18 protein-coding genes are annotated in these 15,883 nt (G+C 58.7%); 17 read left to right on the top strand and 1 reads right to left on the bottom strand.

Features of this window, described 5'->3' with window-relative positions; translation table 11 throughout:
• Nucleotides 1–59 precede the first annotated feature (59 nt).
• The 3 genes from AC2FPW_RS04635 to AC2FPW_RS04625 all read left to right on the top strand — a co-directional run bounded on the left by AC2FPW_RS04635 (nucleotide 60) and on the right by AC2FPW_RS04625 (nucleotide 2,683).
• Entirely contained in the window at nucleotides 60–1,292 is a 1,233-nt protein-coding gene (locus tag AC2FPW_RS04635; protein ID WP_496812706.1) for an MFS transporter, read from the top strand.
• Between the two features lie 66 nt (nucleotides 1,293–1,358).
• Complete coding sequence (locus tag AC2FPW_RS04630; protein WP_496812705.1) at nucleotides 1,359–2,237, top strand: 50S ribosomal protein L11 methyltransferase; 879 nt, start codon at nucleotides 1,359–1,361, stop codon at nucleotides 2,235–2,237.
• Between the two features lie 101 nt (nucleotides 2,238–2,338).
• Nucleotides 2,339–2,683: a hypothetical protein gene (locus AC2FPW_RS04625; RefSeq protein ID WP_496812704.1), complete on the top strand. Its 345-nt coding sequence runs from the start codon at nucleotides 2,339–2,341 to the stop codon at nucleotides 2,681–2,683.
• 106 nt (nucleotides 2,684–2,789) lie between these two features.
• Here the strand turns inward: AC2FPW_RS04625 and AC2FPW_RS04620 are convergent, their stop codons facing one another.
• Complete coding sequence (locus tag AC2FPW_RS04620; protein WP_267364114.1) at nucleotides 2,790–3,005, bottom strand: DUF1127 domain-containing protein; 216 nt, start codon at nucleotides 3,003–3,005, stop codon at nucleotides 2,790–2,792.
• 333 nt (nucleotides 3,006–3,338) lie between these two features.
• Between AC2FPW_RS04620 and ruvC the strand changes: the two genes are divergently transcribed.
• The 14 genes from ruvC (at nucleotide 3,339) to AC2FPW_RS04550 (ending at nucleotide 15,665) form a co-directional block, all read left to right on the top strand.
• A complete protein-coding gene (gene ruvC / locus AC2FPW_RS04615; protein ID WP_209598197.1) occupies nucleotides 3,339–3,836 on the top strand; it encodes a crossover junction endodeoxyribonuclease RuvC in 498 nt (165 codons plus the stop codon).
• On the top strand, nucleotides 3,833–4,510 hold the full coding sequence (gene ruvA / locus AC2FPW_RS04610) for a Holliday junction branch migration protein RuvA (RefSeq protein WP_496812703.1): 678 nt from the start codon (nucleotides 3,833–3,835) through the stop codon (nucleotides 4,508–4,510). The genes ruvC and ruvA overlap by 4 nt, the downstream gene beginning before the upstream one ends.
• Before the next feature lie 4 nt (nucleotides 4,511–4,514).
• Nucleotides 4,515–5,534 carry a Holliday junction branch migration DNA helicase RuvB gene (ruvB, locus tag AC2FPW_RS04605; RefSeq protein WP_496812702.1) on the top strand — a complete coding sequence of 340 codons (1,020 nt, stop codon included), beginning with the start codon at nucleotides 4,515–4,517 and terminating at the stop codon, nucleotides 5,532–5,534.
• A gap of 64 nt (nucleotides 5,535–5,598) precedes the next feature.
• The gene (locus AC2FPW_RS04600) at nucleotides 5,599–6,222 is read left to right on the top strand and encodes a hypothetical protein (RefSeq protein ID WP_496812701.1); all 624 of its coding nucleotides are present in this window, start codon (nucleotides 5,599–5,601) and stop codon (nucleotides 6,220–6,222) included.
• The gene (ybgC, locus tag AC2FPW_RS04595; RefSeq protein WP_480538577.1) at nucleotides 6,219–6,602 is read left to right on the top strand and encodes a tol-pal system-associated acyl-CoA thioesterase; all 384 of its coding nucleotides are present in this window, start codon (nucleotides 6,219–6,221) and stop codon (nucleotides 6,600–6,602) included. The genes AC2FPW_RS04600 and ybgC overlap by 4 nt, the downstream gene beginning before the upstream one ends.
• Nucleotides 6,603–6,711: 109 nt before the next feature.
• Nucleotides 6,712–7,407 carry a protein TolQ gene (gene tolQ, locus AC2FPW_RS04590; protein ID WP_209505518.1) on the top strand — a complete coding sequence of 232 codons (696 nt, stop codon included), beginning with the start codon at nucleotides 6,712–6,714 and terminating at the stop codon, nucleotides 7,405–7,407.
• A 2-nt stretch (nucleotides 7,408–7,409) separates the two neighbouring features.
• Nucleotides 7,410–7,886, top strand: a complete 477-nt coding sequence (gene tolR / locus AC2FPW_RS04585) for a protein TolR (RefSeq protein WP_480483970.1) — start codon at nucleotides 7,410–7,412, stop codon at nucleotides 7,884–7,886.
• A 9-nt stretch (nucleotides 7,887–7,895) separates the two neighbouring features.
• Nucleotides 7,896–8,999, top strand: coding sequence for a cell envelope integrity protein TolA (gene tolA, locus AC2FPW_RS04580; protein ID WP_496812700.1), 1,104 nt, complete (start codon nucleotides 7,896–7,898; stop codon nucleotides 8,997–8,999).
• Nucleotides 8,996–10,315, top strand: a complete 1,320-nt coding sequence (gene tolB, locus AC2FPW_RS04575; protein WP_267364105.1) for a Tol-Pal system beta propeller repeat protein TolB — start codon at nucleotides 8,996–8,998, stop codon at nucleotides 10,313–10,315. The genes tolA and tolB overlap by 4 nt, the downstream gene beginning before the upstream one ends.
• A gap of 72 nt (nucleotides 10,316–10,387) precedes the next feature.
• Nucleotides 10,388–10,897, top strand: a complete 510-nt coding sequence (gene pal / locus AC2FPW_RS04570; RefSeq protein ID WP_267364104.1) for a peptidoglycan-associated lipoprotein Pal — start codon at nucleotides 10,388–10,390, stop codon at nucleotides 10,895–10,897.
• A 4-nt stretch (nucleotides 10,898–10,901) separates the two neighbouring features.
• Nucleotides 10,902–11,726 (top strand): tol-pal system protein YbgF, encoded by an 825-nt coding sequence (ybgF, locus tag AC2FPW_RS04565; protein ID WP_480920361.1) that lies wholly within the window; start codon nucleotides 10,902–10,904, stop codon nucleotides 11,724–11,726.
• Nucleotides 11,717–12,976, top strand: coding sequence for a tRNA lysidine(34) synthetase TilS (tilS, locus tag AC2FPW_RS04560; RefSeq protein ID WP_496812699.1), 1,260 nt, complete (start codon nucleotides 11,717–11,719; stop codon nucleotides 12,974–12,976). The genes ybgF and tilS overlap by 10 nt, the downstream gene beginning before the upstream one ends.
• Before the next feature lie 75 nt (nucleotides 12,977–13,051).
• Nucleotides 13,052–14,968 carry an ATP-dependent zinc metalloprotease FtsH gene (gene ftsH, locus AC2FPW_RS04555; RefSeq protein WP_267367030.1) on the top strand — a complete coding sequence of 639 codons (1,917 nt, stop codon included), beginning with the start codon at nucleotides 13,052–13,054 and terminating at the stop codon, nucleotides 14,966–14,968.
• Nucleotides 14,969–15,068: 100 nt separating this feature from the next.
• Nucleotides 15,069–15,665, top strand: a complete 597-nt coding sequence (locus tag AC2FPW_RS04550) for an MOSC domain-containing protein (protein WP_496812776.1) — start codon at nucleotides 15,069–15,071, stop codon at nucleotides 15,663–15,665.
• The last annotated feature ends 218 nt before the right edge of the window (nucleotides 15,666–15,883 follow it).

Raw genomic sequence — 15,883 nt, 5'->3', positions numbered from 1 at the left:
CATTGTGCGCCGGTCGCTTCCCCCTCGCCAAAGTCGGGAAATGGGCGTAGAGGATTCTCATGCTGAAACCCATGCCCCTTGCCGAGGCGCAGAGCCTTCCGTTCTGGCGTCGTCCTGTCACGCTTCTGTTCGTGATGGCCTTGACCATGCCCATCGCGTTCAACGCGTGGAGCGCGCTGTTGAACAACTTCGTCATTGAGGCAGCGAATTTCGACGGGGCCGATATCGGCCTGCTGCACACGGTGCGCGAGATTCCGGGCTTTCTGGCGGTCGGCGTGATTGCCGTCATCATTTTCATTCGCGAGCAAGTGCTGGCCATGATCTCGCTGATGATGCTTGGGGTCGCAACGGCTTTGACGGCCTGGTTCCCAAGCCTTGGCGGATTGTTGTTCGTGACCTTGTTCAGTTCAATCGGGTTTCACTACTATGAGACTGTGAACCAGTCGCTTCAGCTGCAATGGCTTCCCAAGGATAGCGCGCCGCAGATTTTGGGATGGCTGGTCGCAATGGGCTCGGCTGCAACGATGGTGGTGTACGGGCTGATCGTTCTGACCTGGGAGCGGTTCGATCTGTCCTACAACTTTGTTTTCATGGCCGCTGGTGGTGCAACAGCTTTGCTGGCCCTGTTTTGCCTGTTCGCCTTCCCACAATTCGATGCCCCCACGCCGCAAACCAAGAAACTGATCCTGCGCCGTCGATACTGGCTGTATTACGCTCTGCAATTCATGGCGGGTGCGCGGCGACAGATCTTTGTCGTCTTTGCCGGGTTCATGATGGTTGAGAAGTTCGGCTTTGAAGTGCATGAGCTGACCAGCCTGTATCTGATAAACCTGATGATCAACATGATGGTTGCTCCGTTGCTGGGTAAAGCAGTGGCCAGGTTTGGCGAACGGCGTACGTTAATCTTTGAATATACCGGTCTGGCAATCGTGTTCGCAGCCTATGGTGGCATCTACTGGTTTGGCTGGGGCGTGCTGTTGGCGGCGACGCTCTATGTCATCGACCATGTTCTGTTCGCGCTGGCGCTTGCACTGAAAACCTATTTTCAGAAAATCGCCGATCCGGCGGATATTGCGCCAACTGCCGCAGTCGCGTTCACGATCAACCATATCGCCGCGGTTTTCTTGCCCGCGTTGCTGGGTTTGCTCTGGGTCGTGTCGCCAGGTGCCGTGTTTGGCCTTGCGGCGGCGATGGCGGTCGTTTCTCTGCTGTTGTCCCTGCTGGTTCCGCGCTACCCGGAACCGGGCAATGAGACCGTCCTGAGCAAATACGCGCCAGCCCCGGCGGAATAGGCCGCAAAGCTTGACGTTGGCGGCGCACCGTCCTACGCGCAGTGCCAACTGACACAGGAGTTCCGGATGCCCACATTCACTGCGCTGACCACGCTGACAGGTAAGAAAGCCGCCGAAGGTCTGGGCGAAGCGATGGAGCGTCTGGAGCCCGAACCAACCGGCGTCGGTGTGTTCGAGGTCGAAGACGGTTCGGGCCTGTGGGAAGTGGGCGGGTACTTTACCGAAGCCCCTGACGAGACCGCATTGGCCGTTCTGGCAGTTGCTTTTGAAGCCAAACCTTTTGTTGTGTCGGAAGTGCCTGAAACCGATTGGGTGGCCCATGTGCGGCGAGAGCTTGCCCCGGTTGAGGCGGGCCGCTTTTTTGTCTATGGCAGCCACGATGCCGACAAGCTGCCCGACGGTCGCATTCCACTGCTGATCGAGGCGGCAATGGCCTTTGGTACCGGACATCACGGTACCACGCTGGGATGTTTGAAAGCTCTGGACCGGTTGTTGGATGAAGGGTTCAGTGCCTCGAAAGTAGCGGATATCGGTTGCGGCACGGCCGTTCTGGCCATGGCGGCAGCCCGGGTATGGGATGGCGATTTCATTGCCAGCGATATCGACGAGGTGGCCGTTGAAGTGGCCGAAGCCAACCTGAAGGCAAACGGTATGTCCGGCGCGGTTCAGTGTGTTGAAGCCGCAGGTTTCGATCATCCCGACCTAAAGGCGCACGCGCCGTACGATCTGATTTTTGCCAATATCCTCAAAGGACCTTTGGTAGCTTTATCACCCGAAATGGCAGCGAATCTCCGCCCAGGTGGGCACGCGATCCTGTCGGGAATCCTTAACGAACAGGCCGATGACGTGGTTTCCGTTTATTCACAAAACGGGTTCAATCAGACCTGTAGGGCCGAGATTGGTGAGTGGACGACCCTAATTTTAACCAAACAGGGCGCGAATTAGGCCATTTGCAGGAGTTTTATAGGTTTTTGCCACGTTTTTGTCGCAATCTCTTTTTACCGTTTTCTGAATGAAGTCGAGGGGGGCGGTTTTTGGAGGCTGCCATGACGGGTAAACAACTGGAGTTCAATCAGCGCGTAAGTCGCCTGAACAAGAAACACCAAAAGATGAGCCGTGGCTATCGCGCGACGATGCGCAAGGATGGCCTGGTGGTGATGAGGCCGCAGCGGGTGAGTTCGGCGGTGCCAGCAAAGGTGCTGCTGCTTACGCTTGTGGGTTTCTTCGCATTCAAAGCGTTTTTGTTATCCCACCTTGGCCCGAGCGGCTATCAATATCGGATCGACAGCCTGAACGAAGGTACGCCAGTCGAAAAAGCCGGTGCCTGGGTGATGCAAATCGACCCTGTGTCGCAAGCCCTCGCCGCTCAGCTGAACAAAGTTTTCTACTAATCCGCTCCCTCGGATTAAAAAAACACCGCGTACCCTTATGGTGCGCGGTGTTTTTGTGTGCCCCTCAAGGGAGGAGGAAGGGGCAAATAAGTATAGTGGCCAGTTCTTAGCGGCGACCTTCGGCGATGGAGTCGATGTCACCACGGCACAGGCCGATATCGTCCAGTTCGCGGTCGGTCAGACCGGTCAGCGCGTTGCGGGTTACGCGGGCGTCATTCCATTCAACTGCGGCGTTAACGGCCGATACGAAAAATGCGCCGATACGGCCAACAAGGCCGAACGAGCCAGTGGTAGCGACGCGGGTTGTGTCCAGTGCAGCCATATCCTGTTTCCTTCTGGTTAGTGTTCACATTGCATTTCTGCGATCTGCGGGGCATCTAGTGCTGTCATTTCGTTCGCACAAGTTCAGTTTTTGCATGTGTCCTATGCGTTTTCTGCAAGGCTTCACGAAGCTGTAATCCCCTTTAACAATTGGTGAAAAAGCCTTTGGGAAAGTGTCGAATTCAGACTTTACTGGGTCGCAAAATGCGCCCGAAGTCGCGCCTGAGACACGCGTGTCGTTTTCAGCCCTGGGGTCAATTCGCTTGGAAAATGTTCACGCTTCGTGCTAGGCGTTGAAAAAAGATCACACAACCCGAGCAGGCCGAGGCAAAATATGCGAATTCTGGGCATCGATCCGGGGCTTAGAACCCTGGGATGGGGCGTCATCGAATCAAATGGCAGCCGCCTGAGCCATGTGGCCAATGGATTGTGCAAATCGGATGGGGACGATCTGGGCGAGCGGCTGCTGTCGCTGCACAATCAGATTGTCGAAGTGATTGCGGATCACAGACCCGACCAGGCTGCTATCGAACAGACATTCGTGAACAAGGATGGGGCCGGAACCCTCAAATTGGGGCAGGCGCGTGGCGTGGCTTTGCTGACGCTGGCACAGGCCGGTCTGCCGGTGGGCGAATATGCCCCCAACCGGGTGAAAAAGACCGTGGTGGGTGTGGGTCATGCCGAGAAAGAGCAGGTTTTGCATATGGTCAAACTGCAATTGCCGGGCTGTTTGCCGAAAGGGGCCGACGCGGCGGATGCACTGGCGATTGCGATCTGCCATGCCTATTACGGGAAAACGCAACAGGCGCGTGTGAAAGAGGTGCGGGCATGATCGGCAAACTGACAGGGCGGCTGGATTACCGCGCGGTGGATCATGTGCTGATCGATGTTCGGGGCGTCGGCTATCTTGTCTATTGTTCCGACCGGACCTTGGCGGCATTGCCGGGGGCGGGTGAGGCGGTCTCGATCTACACAGACATGGTCGTCCGCGAAGACCTTATGCAGCTTTACGGGTTTCTGTCGCTTGTCGAGAAAGAGTGGCATCGCCTGCTGTGCTCCGTTCAGGGGGTCGGCGCGAAGGTGTCGCTGGCGATCCTGAGTGCATTGGGGCCCGACGGTGTCAGCCGCGCAATTGCCCTGGGGGACTGGGGTGCTGTCAAGGCGGCCAAGGGCGTCGGGCCAAAAACCGCCCAGCGGATCGTGTTGGACCTCAAGGACAAGGCACCCGGAGTGATGGCCACGGGCGGCACGATTGCTCAGGCGATGGACGGGCCGGAACTTGAGGTTGTTGAGCCGAATGACTCTACACCCGCGCCGAGACGTATTCCGAAACCGCCATCGGGTGCCGCGGCCGCGTCTGCCGGGGCGTTGTCGGCGCTGGCTAACCTAGGATATGGGCCATCCGAGGCGGCAGGTGCCGTGGCTGAAGCGGCTGCAAGCCAGCCGGATGCGGACGAGGCTGATCTGATCCGCGCGGCCCTCAGGCTGCTGGCTCCGAAAGGGTAAGTGAATGGTTGACGCTGATCCCACCCTGCGCCCGGAGCCCCTGCCGGAAGACAATGACCGCGCTTTGCGTCCTCAGGGGCTGGATGAATTCATTGGTCAGGCTGAAGCGCGTGCCAATTTGCGCATCTTTATTCAATCCGCCCGGCAACGCGGCGAGGCGATGGACCACACCTTGTTTCACGGACCTCCGGGGTTGGGTAAGACGACCCTCGCACAGATCATGGCGCGTGAACTGGGGGTGAACTTTCGCATGACCTCTGGCCCGGTTCTGGCCAAGGCGGGGGATCTGGCGGCGATCCTGACCAATCTTGAATCGCGGGACGTGTTGTTCATCGACGAGATTCACAGGCTCAACCCAGCGGTGGAAGAAGTGCTGTACCCGGCGATGGAAGATTTCGAGCTGGATCTTGTTATCGGCGAAGGCCCTGCTGCGCGCACTGTAAGGATCGAGTTGCAGCCATTCACACTGGTGGGGGCCACCACGCGGATGGGCCTGCTGACAACGCCCTTGCGTGACCGGTTTGGTATCCCGACCCGGCTTCAGTTCTACACGGTTGATGAATTGCACGAAATCGTCACCCGGAACGCGCGGAAACTGGGCGCGCCCGCGGATAACGATGGTGCGCGCGAAATCGCGCGGCGGTCGCGCGGAACGCCACGTATCGCCGGGCGATTGCTGAGGCGTGTTGTGGATTTCGCGATTGTCGAAGGGGACGGGCGGATCACACGGGACCTTGCCGATGGTGCCTTGACCCGTCTTGGCGTCGATAATTTGGGCCTTGATGGTGCGGACCGGCGGTATCTGAAACTGATTGCCGAAAACTATGCGGGCGGCCCGGTGGGGATTGAAACCCTGTCTGCCGCGCTGTCCGAAAGCCGCGACTCGCTTGAGGAAGTGATTGAGCCCTATTTGCTGCAACAGGGGCTGATCCAACGTACTCCGCGTGGGCGGATGTTGGCGCAGAAGGCGTGGGCGCATCTTGGGATGGCCGCGCCCAAGCGCCAAAGTGATCTGTTCGGTTGAAGCCAGCGCGCTTAGATTTTATGCCTTTCGGCGAGAGTATTTTTAAAAAGATGAAGGGCTGGCGGTGACACCGGAAGAAATTGAGGCGCTGTTCACACGCGAAAGCGGCGAGTTTCTGTTTGCGCGCTGGGGGCGGCCTATTGTTCCGATCGTTTTCGGCGTCGAAGACGAGACGCTGGCCACCGTAAAGGGGGCTTTCGAAGCCGTTGTTACGCTGGCCGGTCACCAAATGGCCGAGACGGACCCTGAGCTTGGCGCGAATTGCATGGTTTTCTTTTTCCGGGACTGGCAGGAGCTGCTGGAGGTACCGGACCTTGATCGCTTGATCCCGGATCTGGAACCTTTGGTTGCGCGGCTGGTCGCGGCAGATGCAAACCAGTACCGCATTTTCCGGTTCGAAGAAGATGGCGCGATCCGCGCGGCGTTTGTGTTTCTGCGCATGGACAAGGAATTGTCCAAGGTTCCGGCGGAAACCCTTGCGCTCAATCAGGTCGTGCAGACCATCTTGCTCTGGTCGGACATTGCATTTCGCAATCAATCTCCACTGGCAATCGCAGGTGAGGCCACGATCCTGCGTCCCGACATCGCGTCCTTGATCCGGGCGGCCTATGATCCGGTTTTGCCACGGGCGGCACAGGATGCCTCGCATGCGTTAAGGCTGTTTGCCCGACTGGAGGCGTTGCAATGAAACACACCTACCCCATCCGCGTGTTTTATGAAGACACCGACATGGGTGGGGTTGTCTATCACGCGAACTACCTGCGCTATATCGAGCGCGCGCGCTCGGACTGGGTGCGTAATCTGGGCAATGACCAAAACGCCATGCGGGAGGAGGGCATTGTTTGGGTCGTGCGGCGGGTCGAAGCCGAGTATCTGGCGCCTGCAAGGTTTGATGATGAATTGATCGTTGAAACCGAGGTCACCGAAATCTCGGGCGTGCGTCTGACTATGGCGCAGCTTGTTCGCCGCGGTGAGACCGAAATATTTCGTGCATCTGTCACGGCCGTTTGCATCAATAAAGCGGGCAAACCGATCCGATTGCCGGCAGAGATTCGCGCATTGATGTAACAATTTGCGGACCATGGGTGGTTCTGTTGGCTTTTCATGACCAACTGAGATAGCGTTTGGCAAAACAAGGCCAAACGAACGGCCATCAGGCAAAACAAAGAGCAGGTTCATGGAAGCTGAAACGCTGGCGCTGGCGCAGGAGATCGACTTCTCCATGTGGGGGCTGTTTGCCCGTGCGACCTTTATCGTCAAACTGGTGATGCTGGTACTTACCGGCGCATCCATCTGGTCCTGGGGGATCATCATTCAGAAGCTGATCAACTATCGCGCGGCCCGACGCGAGGCGCAGGTTTTTGATGAAAGCTTCTGGTCGGGCAACCCGTTGGATGAGTTGTTCGAGCAGATCGGGACGCAGCCGGATGGCAGCTCGGAAAAGATCTTTGCGTCAGGCATGATCGAGTGGCGCAGGTCGCATCGCAATGATGGTGGGCTGATTGCCGGGGCAACCGCGCGGATCGACCGGTCGATGGATGTCGCCATCGCGAAAGAGGCGGAAACCCTGCAAAAAGGGCTTCCCATTCTGGCGACCGTCGGCTCCACAGCTCCGTTTATCGGGCTGTTTGGCACCGTTTGGGGCATCATGAATGCATTCATCGAGATTGCCGAACAGCAAAACACCAACCTTGCCGTTGTGGCCCCCGGTATTGCCGAGGCGTTGATGGCGACAGGGTTGGGCCTTTTGGCGGCGATCCCGGCGGTGATTTTCTATAACAAACTCAGCGCCGATAGTGATCGGATCGTTGGCGGCTATGAAGCCTTTGCGGATGAATTCGCAACCATTCTGTCGCGCCAGTTGGACAGCTGACGATGGGCGCTGCAATCCAGCAATCTTCGAACGGCAATGGGCGCAGGCGTGGTCGGCGTCGCGGTCGCGCGCAGCCGATGGCCGAGATCAATGTGACACCTTTCGTGGATGTCATGCTGGTGTTGCTGATCATCTTCATGGTGGCCGCGCCATTGCTGACGGTTGGTGTTCCGGTCGATCTGCCCAAGACCGCAGCCAGTGCGCTGCCCGGCGACAATGAAGAGCCTTTGACCGTGACCCTGACCGCAGACGGCCGCGTGCAGATCCAGACCACCGACGTGTTGCGCGAAGAATTGATTGGCAAGCTGCGTGCCATTGCGGCAGAGCGGAGCAGTGACCGGGTTTTCCTGCGGGCCGATGGTGCAATCCCTTACGCACAGGTGATGCAGGTCATGGGTGCGCTGAACGCGGGCGGGTTTTCCAACGTTGGCCTTGTGACCGATACCGGCGGGCCGACGCTGGATGAAGGTGGAGAGTGAGGTCGCACGGTGGATACCGGCACCAAGATTTCAGCGATTGCGCATGTCAGCCTGATCGGATGGGCGATGTTCGGCGGCACCTTCCGGTCCGAACCGTTGCCGATGGCTGTGCAGGATGTCTCTGTGATCACGGCTGAACAATTCGCGGCCATGACGGCCCAGCGGGATGCGCCGGAACTCCCCGAAGTGCCGACCGCGTTGCAGCAACCGCCCGAGCCGGAGGCTGTGACCAAGCCCCCGGAACCCGAGAGTGACGAACAGCCCCGCCCTGAACCTGTTGCACCGGCTGAACCGGAACCAGAGCCAGAGCCCATCATCGTGGAAGCGCCGCCAGAACCCGAGGTGCCTGACGAGCCTCCGGTTCTGACGGAACCTCAGGTCGAGCCTGTTGCACAGCCTGCGCCGCCCGGCCCCGAGGTACAGCCGCGCCCATCAGATCGCGTCGCGCCCGAGGCAATAGCTCCGCCACCGCCCGAGGCAAAGCCTGATGATTTTGAAACGCCTCCGGTAGCCCTGGATGAAGGCGCAGAGGTTCAACAGGAACAGCAGGATCAGACCGCGCCGCAAGAGGCAGCCCCGGAGATTGTGACCGAGGCCGAGGAAACCAAGGACCAGTCGCCCCTGACATCTCCGCGACCGCGCGTGCGTCCAAAGCGGCCAAGCCCGCCGCCCGAACCCGCTGTGGCCAAAACGCCTGAGGCGACCGTGGAACCCGAAAAACAAACCGATGAAACGGCAATCAACGACGCCCTGGCTGAAGCCTTGGGCAGCGGGTCCGAACCTTCTGGCCCACCGCTGACCAGCGGAGAGAAAGACGCGATGCGACTGGCTGTCTCTGGATGTTGGAATGTGGGTTCCTTGTCCACGGATGCGCTGAACACTGTGGTTGTTGTTGCGTTTTCACTGAACCGTGATGGTACGGTCGTCGGTGGCAGTGTTCGGATGCTGGACAGCTCTGGTGGCTCGGCGGGAGCCGTTAAACAGGCCTACGAGGCTGCGCGACGCGCTATTTTGCGCTGCGGGGCCAAAGGATATGATTTGCCTGCTGACAAATACGAACATTGGCAGGATGTTGAGATTACATTTAACCCCGAGAGGATGCGGATCAAATGATGAAGCTTCTGACCAGCCTCTTTGTCGGCCTGACACTGATGTCTGCGCCGGTTTATGCACAGAACGGGCCTTTGCGCCTGGAACTGGATGAGGGGATTATCGAACCCTTGCCCTTTGCCGTTCCGAATTTTGTGCCGGACGGCCCGGCCGCAGCTCAGTTTGCGCAGGATATATCGCGCGTGGTGGCGGCTGACCTGACCGGGACCGGGTTGTTCCGCGAAATCTCCTCGGATGCGTTCATCAGCCGGGTCAGCAGCTTCGAAGCTCCGGTTCAGTTTGCGGATTGGAAGGCGATCAATGCTGACGCGCTGGTCACGGGCGCTGTCAATGTGTCCGGTCAGAAACTGACCGTCCGGTTCCGGGTGTGGGATGTGTTTTCGGGCCAGGAACTGGGCAATGGCCTTCAACTGGCAGGTACCACAGACGGGTGGCGGCGCATGGCGCACAAGGTGGCCGATCAGGTCTATAGCCGGATCACAGGTGAAGGCGGTTATTTTGACAGCCGCGTTGCCTTTGTTTCGGAAAGCGGGCCGAAGGACCAGCGCCTGAAGCGTTTGGCGATCATGGATTACGATGGCGCGAATGTGCAGTACATGACCGACAGTGCCGCAATCGTTCTGGCGCCCCGGTTCTCACCCACCGGTGACCGGCTGCTTTATACCAGTTATGAAAGCGGCAGCCCGCGCATTTACGTGACTGAAGTCGGGCGCCCGAAACCGCGGGAACTGAAGACGCAGGACGGGACGATGAGCTTTTCGCCTCGGTTCTCGCCGGATGGCCGGTCGATTGTCTATTCGCTGATTCAGGGCGGCAATACCGATCTGTGGAAGATGGATATCGTTTCGGGTCAAAGCACGCGCCTGACCAACACGCCCGCAATTGAAACTGCCCCCAGCTATTCACCCGATGGCAGCCGGATCGTCTTTGAAAGCGACCGCTCCGGCACGCCGCAATTGTACGTGATGGCAGCAAACGGGGGCGAGGCCACGCGGATTAGCTTTGGCGCAGGCCGCTATGGTACCCCGGTCTGGTCACCGCGCGGCGACCTGATCGCCTTTACCAAGCAGAACCAGGGCCGGTTCCATATCGGCGTGATGCGCATCGACGGGTCAGAAGAACGTTTGCTGACAGCCTCTTTCCTGGATGAAGGCCCCACCTGGTCGCCCAATGGCCGGGTCATCATGTTCACCCGCGAAACGCAGGGGGCCAGTGGTAAGGCATCGCTTTACTCGGTGGATATCTCGGGCAGGAACCTGCGCCCGGTACGTACACCTGACGGCGGCAGTGATCCGTCCTGGGGCCCATTGCAGAATTGATCGCAGCAAAGTTCACAACAAATCGTCGCTGTGGTAGACAGGCGGCAATAAACATAACACGAGGCACCTGAAATGAACGTATTGAGCAAAGTTCTGGCGCTGGGCGCGCTGAGTGTGATCGCCGCCTGCACAAACAATGACCCCTCAGCCTTGGGTGGCGGTGGTGGTAGCGGAGGCATTGGATCCATTGTCCCCGGATCACCGAGTGATCCGCGCTCGCCCGCGTATTTCCAGCAAACAGTCGGGGACCGTGTCCTGTTTGCCGTTGACCAGTCAACCCTGTCGCCTGAGGCGCAAACAGTGCTGCAAGGGCAGGCGGACTGGCTGCTGGCCAATCCGGATTTTGTAGCAACGATCGAAGGCCACGCGGATGAGCAGGGCACGCGGGAATACAACCTTGCGCTGGGCGCACGCCGGGCGAACGCTGCGCGTGAGTACCTGATTTCGCGCGGCGTTGCGGGCAGCCGCCTGAACACCGTGAGCTATGGCAAGGAACGCCCGATCGAGATTTGCAGCACCGAGGAATGTTATTCCAAGAACCGCCGTGCGGTAACGGTTCTGACCGGGTCAACTCTGGGGTAAGATGATGCGCATTGCAGGATGGGTTTTGGCGGCGGTTGTGGCGACGGCTGGTGTTGCACAGGCACAGGATCAACAGACCCTTGCGGACATCCGTCAGGAACTGACGGTGCTGCACGTGGAAATTCAGCGTTTGAAACGCGAGTTTTCCACTACGGGTTCACCCGCACCTAACCTGTCCGGCAGTTCGGTCCTTGAACGGGTGGATGCCATCGAGGCCGAATTGCAGCGCCTGACCCGCCAGACCGAGCAATTGAACCAGCGGGTGCAGAACATTGTCACCGACGGCACCAACCGTATCGGTGACCTTGAGTTCCGGCTGGTTGAACTGGAAGGCGGCGATTTGTCGACGTTGGGTGAGACCTCGACATTGGGTGGTGACACGGCCACTGTGATAACCGGACCAACAAGTATCGAAACGCCAGCGGCGACCGATAATGGTGAACTTGCCATAGGTGAGCGTGCTGATTTTGATGCTGCCTCGCAAGCGTTGGCCGATGGCGATTTCCAGACTGCTGCCACGTTGTTTGCGCAGTTTGAAACAAGCTATCCCGGCAGTCCGCTGGCGCCCGAAGCCAACCTGAAACGCGGTCATGCCCTAGAAGGGATTGGCGACACACGCGAAGCGGCCCGGGCATTTCTGGCCAGCTTCACGGGTGATTCCGAGGGCGCGTTTGCACCCGAGGCGCTGTACGAACTGGGCGCGGCGCTTGGCCGTTTGGGACAGACCGATCAGGCCTGCATCACGCTTAATGAGGTCGGAGTACGCTTTCCTTCTGCGCCAGAGTTTTCGAGCGCCACGCAGGAGATGACCGCGTTGGGATGTACTTGAACCATCGCTCCAGCAAACTACTTGCAGACCTTCGCGCCCGGCTACCTGAAACACTTCCGCGCAAGTTGGGGATTGCCGTTTCGGGAGGCGGGGATTCCGTCGCCTTGATGCATCTTTTGCATCAGGTGGCGCAGGATGAGGCCATCACCCTTTTCGTTGCCACGGTCGACCACGGTTTGCGACCCGAATCCGCGTGCGAGGCCGAAACGGTATTGCGGCAGGCGGCTGCGCTGGGGATGTCTCATGATACGCTGCGTTGGTCGGGATGGGACGGTACCGGCAACTTGCAGGACCGGGCACGTCAGGCGCGATATGATTTGTTATCCGAATGGGCGAAGGGCCGCGGAATCGACGCCATTGCGCTGGGCCACACCGCAGATGATCAGGCGGAAACACTGCTGATGCGGTTGGGCCGATCATCCGGGGTCACGGGCCTGTCCGGCATGTCGGCTATTCGGAAACGGCGGGGTCTGACGTTGCTGCGTCCGATGCTGGGGATCACCCGTGAGCAGCTGCGCACCTATCTGACTGAGGCTGGCGTAGCATGGGTGGACGATCCTTCGAATCAGGATGCCCGTTTCGATCGGATCAAGGCGCGCGAAGCTTTGAGTGGGCTGGAACCTTTGGGAATTGATGCGCTTTCATTGTCCCGCGTTGCGGACAATCTGGCGCAGGCACACACGGCACTTGGCGTCTGTGCGCAAGAATCCGCAGGGTCCGTGGCGCAGGTGGATCAAAGTGACGTGAGGGTGAACCGGGCCGGATTTGCCGCGTTGCCCCTTGAGATTCGGCGTCGTGTCCTGCTGGGAATCCTCTCGTGGATTGCCGGGTCGGGTTATCCCCCGCGTCAGGCGGCAGTGGATCAGGCAATGGATGCAGTCGCGAATGGGCAATCGGGGTCAGTGGGCGGTTGTCTGATTGTTCCACAAGGCGGGAGTGTTTGGATTTGCAGGGAATTTAATGCCGTGAAATCTCAGATCGCGGCGCCCAGTGCTGTGTGGGATGGCAAATGGCGGCTCAGCGGACCGGCAACAATGGGCGCAGAAATCCGCGCTTTGGGCGGTGAGGGGTTGCAACAGGTGCCCGAGTGGCGTGCAACCGGGCGTCCCAGAATAGCGTTGACGGCGACGCCTGCGGTTTGGATTGCGGACAGGGTGCTGGCCGCCCCGCTTGCGGGTCTCGCGAATGGCTGGCATGCCAAGCTTGCGTCAGATTGGCCCGAGTTCCACGCATCTTTTTTATCGCATTGAACATACGACAATCCTCTCTATTTTAAGAGGTAACTTGGCAGCGTCTCACCTGCCGGAACTTTTAGGAGAATTTCCTTGGGCAACGCTCGCAATATCGCGTTTTGGGTCGTTTTGTTCCTGCTCATCCTTGCACTGTTCAATCTGTTCAGTGGACCGGGCGGAACGCTTCAGAGCAACGAGAAAACCTATTCCGACTTTGTCGGTGCCGTCCAAAGCGGTGAAGTCAAGAACGTGACCCTGGATGGTGAACAGATTCGCTATACCCTGCAAAGCGGTGCCAGCTATGTCACGATCAAACCCGGCGACGCCGAAGTGACCAAGCTTCTGATCGAGGAAAACATCCCCGTTCAGGCCGTAAAACAACAGCAATCAGGCTTTCAGTCGTTCCTGATAACGCTGTTGCCTTTCCTGCTGCTGATCGGTGTCTGGGTCTATTTTATGAACCGGATGCAAGGCGGCGGCAAAGGTGGTGCGATGGGCTTTGGCAAGTCCAAGGCCAAGATGCTGACCGAAAAGCATGGCCGCGTGACCTTTGACGATGTTGCCGGTATCGACGAGGCCAAGGAAGAGCTGGAAGAGATTGTCGAATTCCTGCGCAACCCGCAGAAGTTCAGCCGCCTTGGTGGCAAGATCCCCAAGGGCGCGCTGCTGGTTGGCCCTCCGGGTACCGGTAAGACGCTTCTGGCCCGTGCCATTGCGGGTGAGGCGGGCGTGCCGTTCTTCACCATCTCGGGTTCGGATTTTGTCGAAATGTTCGTTGGCGTGGGTGCGTCTCGCGTGCGTGACATGTTCGAGCAGGCGAAAAAGAACGCGCCCTGTATCGTGTTTATCGACGAGATTGACGCTGTGGGTCGTCATCGCGGCGCCGGGTATGGTGGCGGCAATGACGAGCGGGAACAAACGCTCAACCAGTTGCTGGTCGAAATGGACGGGTTTGAGGCCAACGAAGGTGTAATCATTCTGGCAGCGACAAACCGCAAGGACGTTCTGGACCCTGCGCTGCTGCGACCGGGCCGGTTCGACCGTCAGGTCACAGTCGGCAACCCGGACATCAAGGGCCGCGAGAAAATTCTGGGCGTTCACGCACGCAAGACGCCGCTGGGCCCCGATGTCGATCTGCGCATCATCGCGCGCGGTACGCCCGGCTTCTCGGGTGCGGATCTGGCCAACCTCGTGAACGAGGCCGCGTTGATGGCCGCACGCGTGGGTCGTCGCTTTGTCACCATGGAAGATTTTGAAAACGCCAAGGACAAGGTGATGATGGGGGCCGAGCGCCGCTCGATGGTGCTGACGCAGGATCAGAAGGAAAAAACAGCCTATCACGAAGCGGGTCATGCTGTTGTTGGTCTGTCACTGCCGATGTGCGATCCGGTCTACAAGGCGACCATCATACCGCGCGGGGGTGCGCTGGGTATGGTGGTTTCGCTGCCGGAAATGGATCGCCTGAACTATCACCGGGATGAGTGCGAACAAAAGCTGGCGATGACCATGGCGGGTAAAGCTGCCGAAGTCATCAAGTATGGCGAAGATCACGTGTCGAACGGTCCTGCCGGGGACATCATGCAGGCCAGCCAACTGGCACGCGCCATGGTGATGCGCTGGGGAATGTCGGACAAGGTCGGCAATATCGACTATGCCGAGGCGCATGAGGGATACCAGGGCAATACTGCCGGGTTCTCGGTATCGGCTCATACCAAGGAACTGATTGAAGAAGAGGTAAAGCGTCTGATCCAGCAAGGCTATGAACAGGCGCACAAGATTCTGACTGATCAGAACGAGGAATGGGAGCGTCTGGCCCAAGGTTTGCTGGAATACGAAACGCTGACCGGAGACGAAATCAAACGCGTCATGAACGGGGAGTCGCCCGGCGACAGTGATGACCGGAACGACAAGTCAGACGAGGGCAGTGCGCCCAGCGTGACAGCCATCCCCAAGACCAAGGCCAAGAAATCACCGCCTGAGGGTGGGATGGAACCTGAACCGACAGCATAACCAGCAAGAACCCGGGCTCTGCCCCGGGTTTTTTTATCTTTCCATCAGAGCGTTACTGGGCATTATGCGCTGGCAGACACCAATGGGAAGGGAAGCACGTATGCCGTTTTTGCGGGAAACCGAATTTGCAGCCGAAGTTCTTTGGCTGGGCCTTGTTCCTGCCGGCGGATCGCTTCGTGCCAAGCCCGTTGAGTTGCTGGATCTTGGGTTTGAGGGCGTGAAAGGCGAACGGCACGAAGGTCTGAACCGTGCGTCCTGTGTTCGGGTCTCGAATCTCTATCCCAAGGGCACTGAAATCCGCAATGTTCGTCAACTGTCGGTGCTGTCCTTGGAAGAGTTGCAGCAGATCGCGCAGAACATGGGGCTGGACCAGCTTGACCCGTCTTATCTGGGCGCATCCATAGTGCTGAAAGGTATTCCGGATTTCTCGCACATTCCGCCGTCCTCGCGTCTTCAGGCGGTCAACGGGCTGACGATCACTGTGGATATGGAAAACGCACCCTGCGTATTGCCCGGTCGCGAAATCGAAGCGGATCATCAGGGGTATGGTGCAGGGTTTAAACCTGCTGCCGTCGGACGCCGGGGTGTCACGGGCTGGGTCGAACGTCCCGGGCACATTCAACTGGGCGATCACCTCAAGCTCTTTGTTCCGGACCAGCCTGCCTGGAGCCCTGAAAATATGCAGGTTTCCGATTAGTTCCCGATGAAGTGGCCTGACGACGCTTCGCGACGCCAGAATGTCGGAATCCATGGCTAATCAGATTGTACACAAGGGTATGGAATGCGTAGCGCCGACGTTAGACGTCGGTTTTGCACGGTATTCAATCAAGGACCCCGGCCAATGAGCTATAAATCCGACATCGAAATTGCGCGTGAAGCGAATAAGAAGCCGATCCAGGAGATCGGCGCGAAGCT

The sequence above is a fragment of the Ruegeria sp. SATB027 genome (genome assembly GCF_059613825.1).
Note: the sequence above shows the minus strand (reverse complement) of the source record. Positions and strands in the feature narration are given on the sequence as shown.

What these genes read in the sequence shown, in the direction of transcription:
- pal (WP_267364104.1), top strand. Translation starts at nt 10,388, where the DNA reads ATGAACGTATTGAGCAAAGTTCTGGCGCTGGGCGCGCTGAGTGTGATC.
- AC2FPW_RS04550 (WP_496812776.1), top strand. Translation starts at nt 15,069, where the DNA reads ATGCCGTTTTTGCGGGAAACCGAATTTGCAGCCGAAGTTCTTTGGCTG.
- AC2FPW_RS04620 (WP_267364114.1), bottom strand. Translation starts at nt 3,005, where the DNA reads ATGGCTGCACTGGACACAACCCGCGTCGCTACCACTGGCTCGTTCGGC.
- AC2FPW_RS04630 (WP_496812705.1), top strand. Translation starts at nt 1,359, where the DNA reads ATGCCCACATTCACTGCGCTGACCACGCTGACAGGTAAGAAAGCCGCC.
- tolR (WP_480483970.1), top strand. Translation starts at nt 7,410, where the DNA reads ATGGGCGCTGCAATCCAGCAATCTTCGAACGGCAATGGGCGCAGGCGT.
- AC2FPW_RS04625 (WP_496812704.1), top strand. Translation starts at nt 2,339, where the DNA reads ATGACGGGTAAACAACTGGAGTTCAATCAGCGCGTAAGTCGCCTGAAC.
- AC2FPW_RS04635 (WP_496812706.1), top strand. Translation starts at nt 60, where the DNA reads ATGCTGAAACCCATGCCCCTTGCCGAGGCGCAGAGCCTTCCGTTCTGG.
- ybgC (WP_480538577.1), top strand. Translation starts at nt 6,219, where the DNA reads ATGAAACACACCTACCCCATCCGCGTGTTTTATGAAGACACCGACATG.
- ybgF (WP_480920361.1), top strand. Translation starts at nt 10,902, where the DNA reads ATGCGCATTGCAGGATGGGTTTTGGCGGCGGTTGTGGCGACGGCTGGT.
- tolB (WP_267364105.1), top strand. Translation starts at nt 8,996, where the DNA reads ATGATGAAGCTTCTGACCAGCCTCTTTGTCGGCCTGACACTGATGTCT.
- tolQ (WP_209505518.1), top strand. Translation starts at nt 6,712, where the DNA reads ATGGAAGCTGAAACGCTGGCGCTGGCGCAGGAGATCGACTTCTCCATG.
- tilS (WP_496812699.1), top strand. Translation starts at nt 11,717, where the DNA reads ATGTACTTGAACCATCGCTCCAGCAAACTACTTGCAGACCTTCGCGCC.
- ruvB (WP_496812702.1), top strand. Translation starts at nt 4,515, where the DNA reads ATGGTTGACGCTGATCCCACCCTGCGCCCGGAGCCCCTGCCGGAAGAC.
- ruvC (WP_209598197.1), top strand. Translation starts at nt 3,339, where the DNA reads ATGCGAATTCTGGGCATCGATCCGGGGCTTAGAACCCTGGGATGGGGC.
- ruvA (WP_496812703.1), top strand. Translation starts at nt 3,833, where the DNA reads ATGATCGGCAAACTGACAGGGCGGCTGGATTACCGCGCGGTGGATCAT.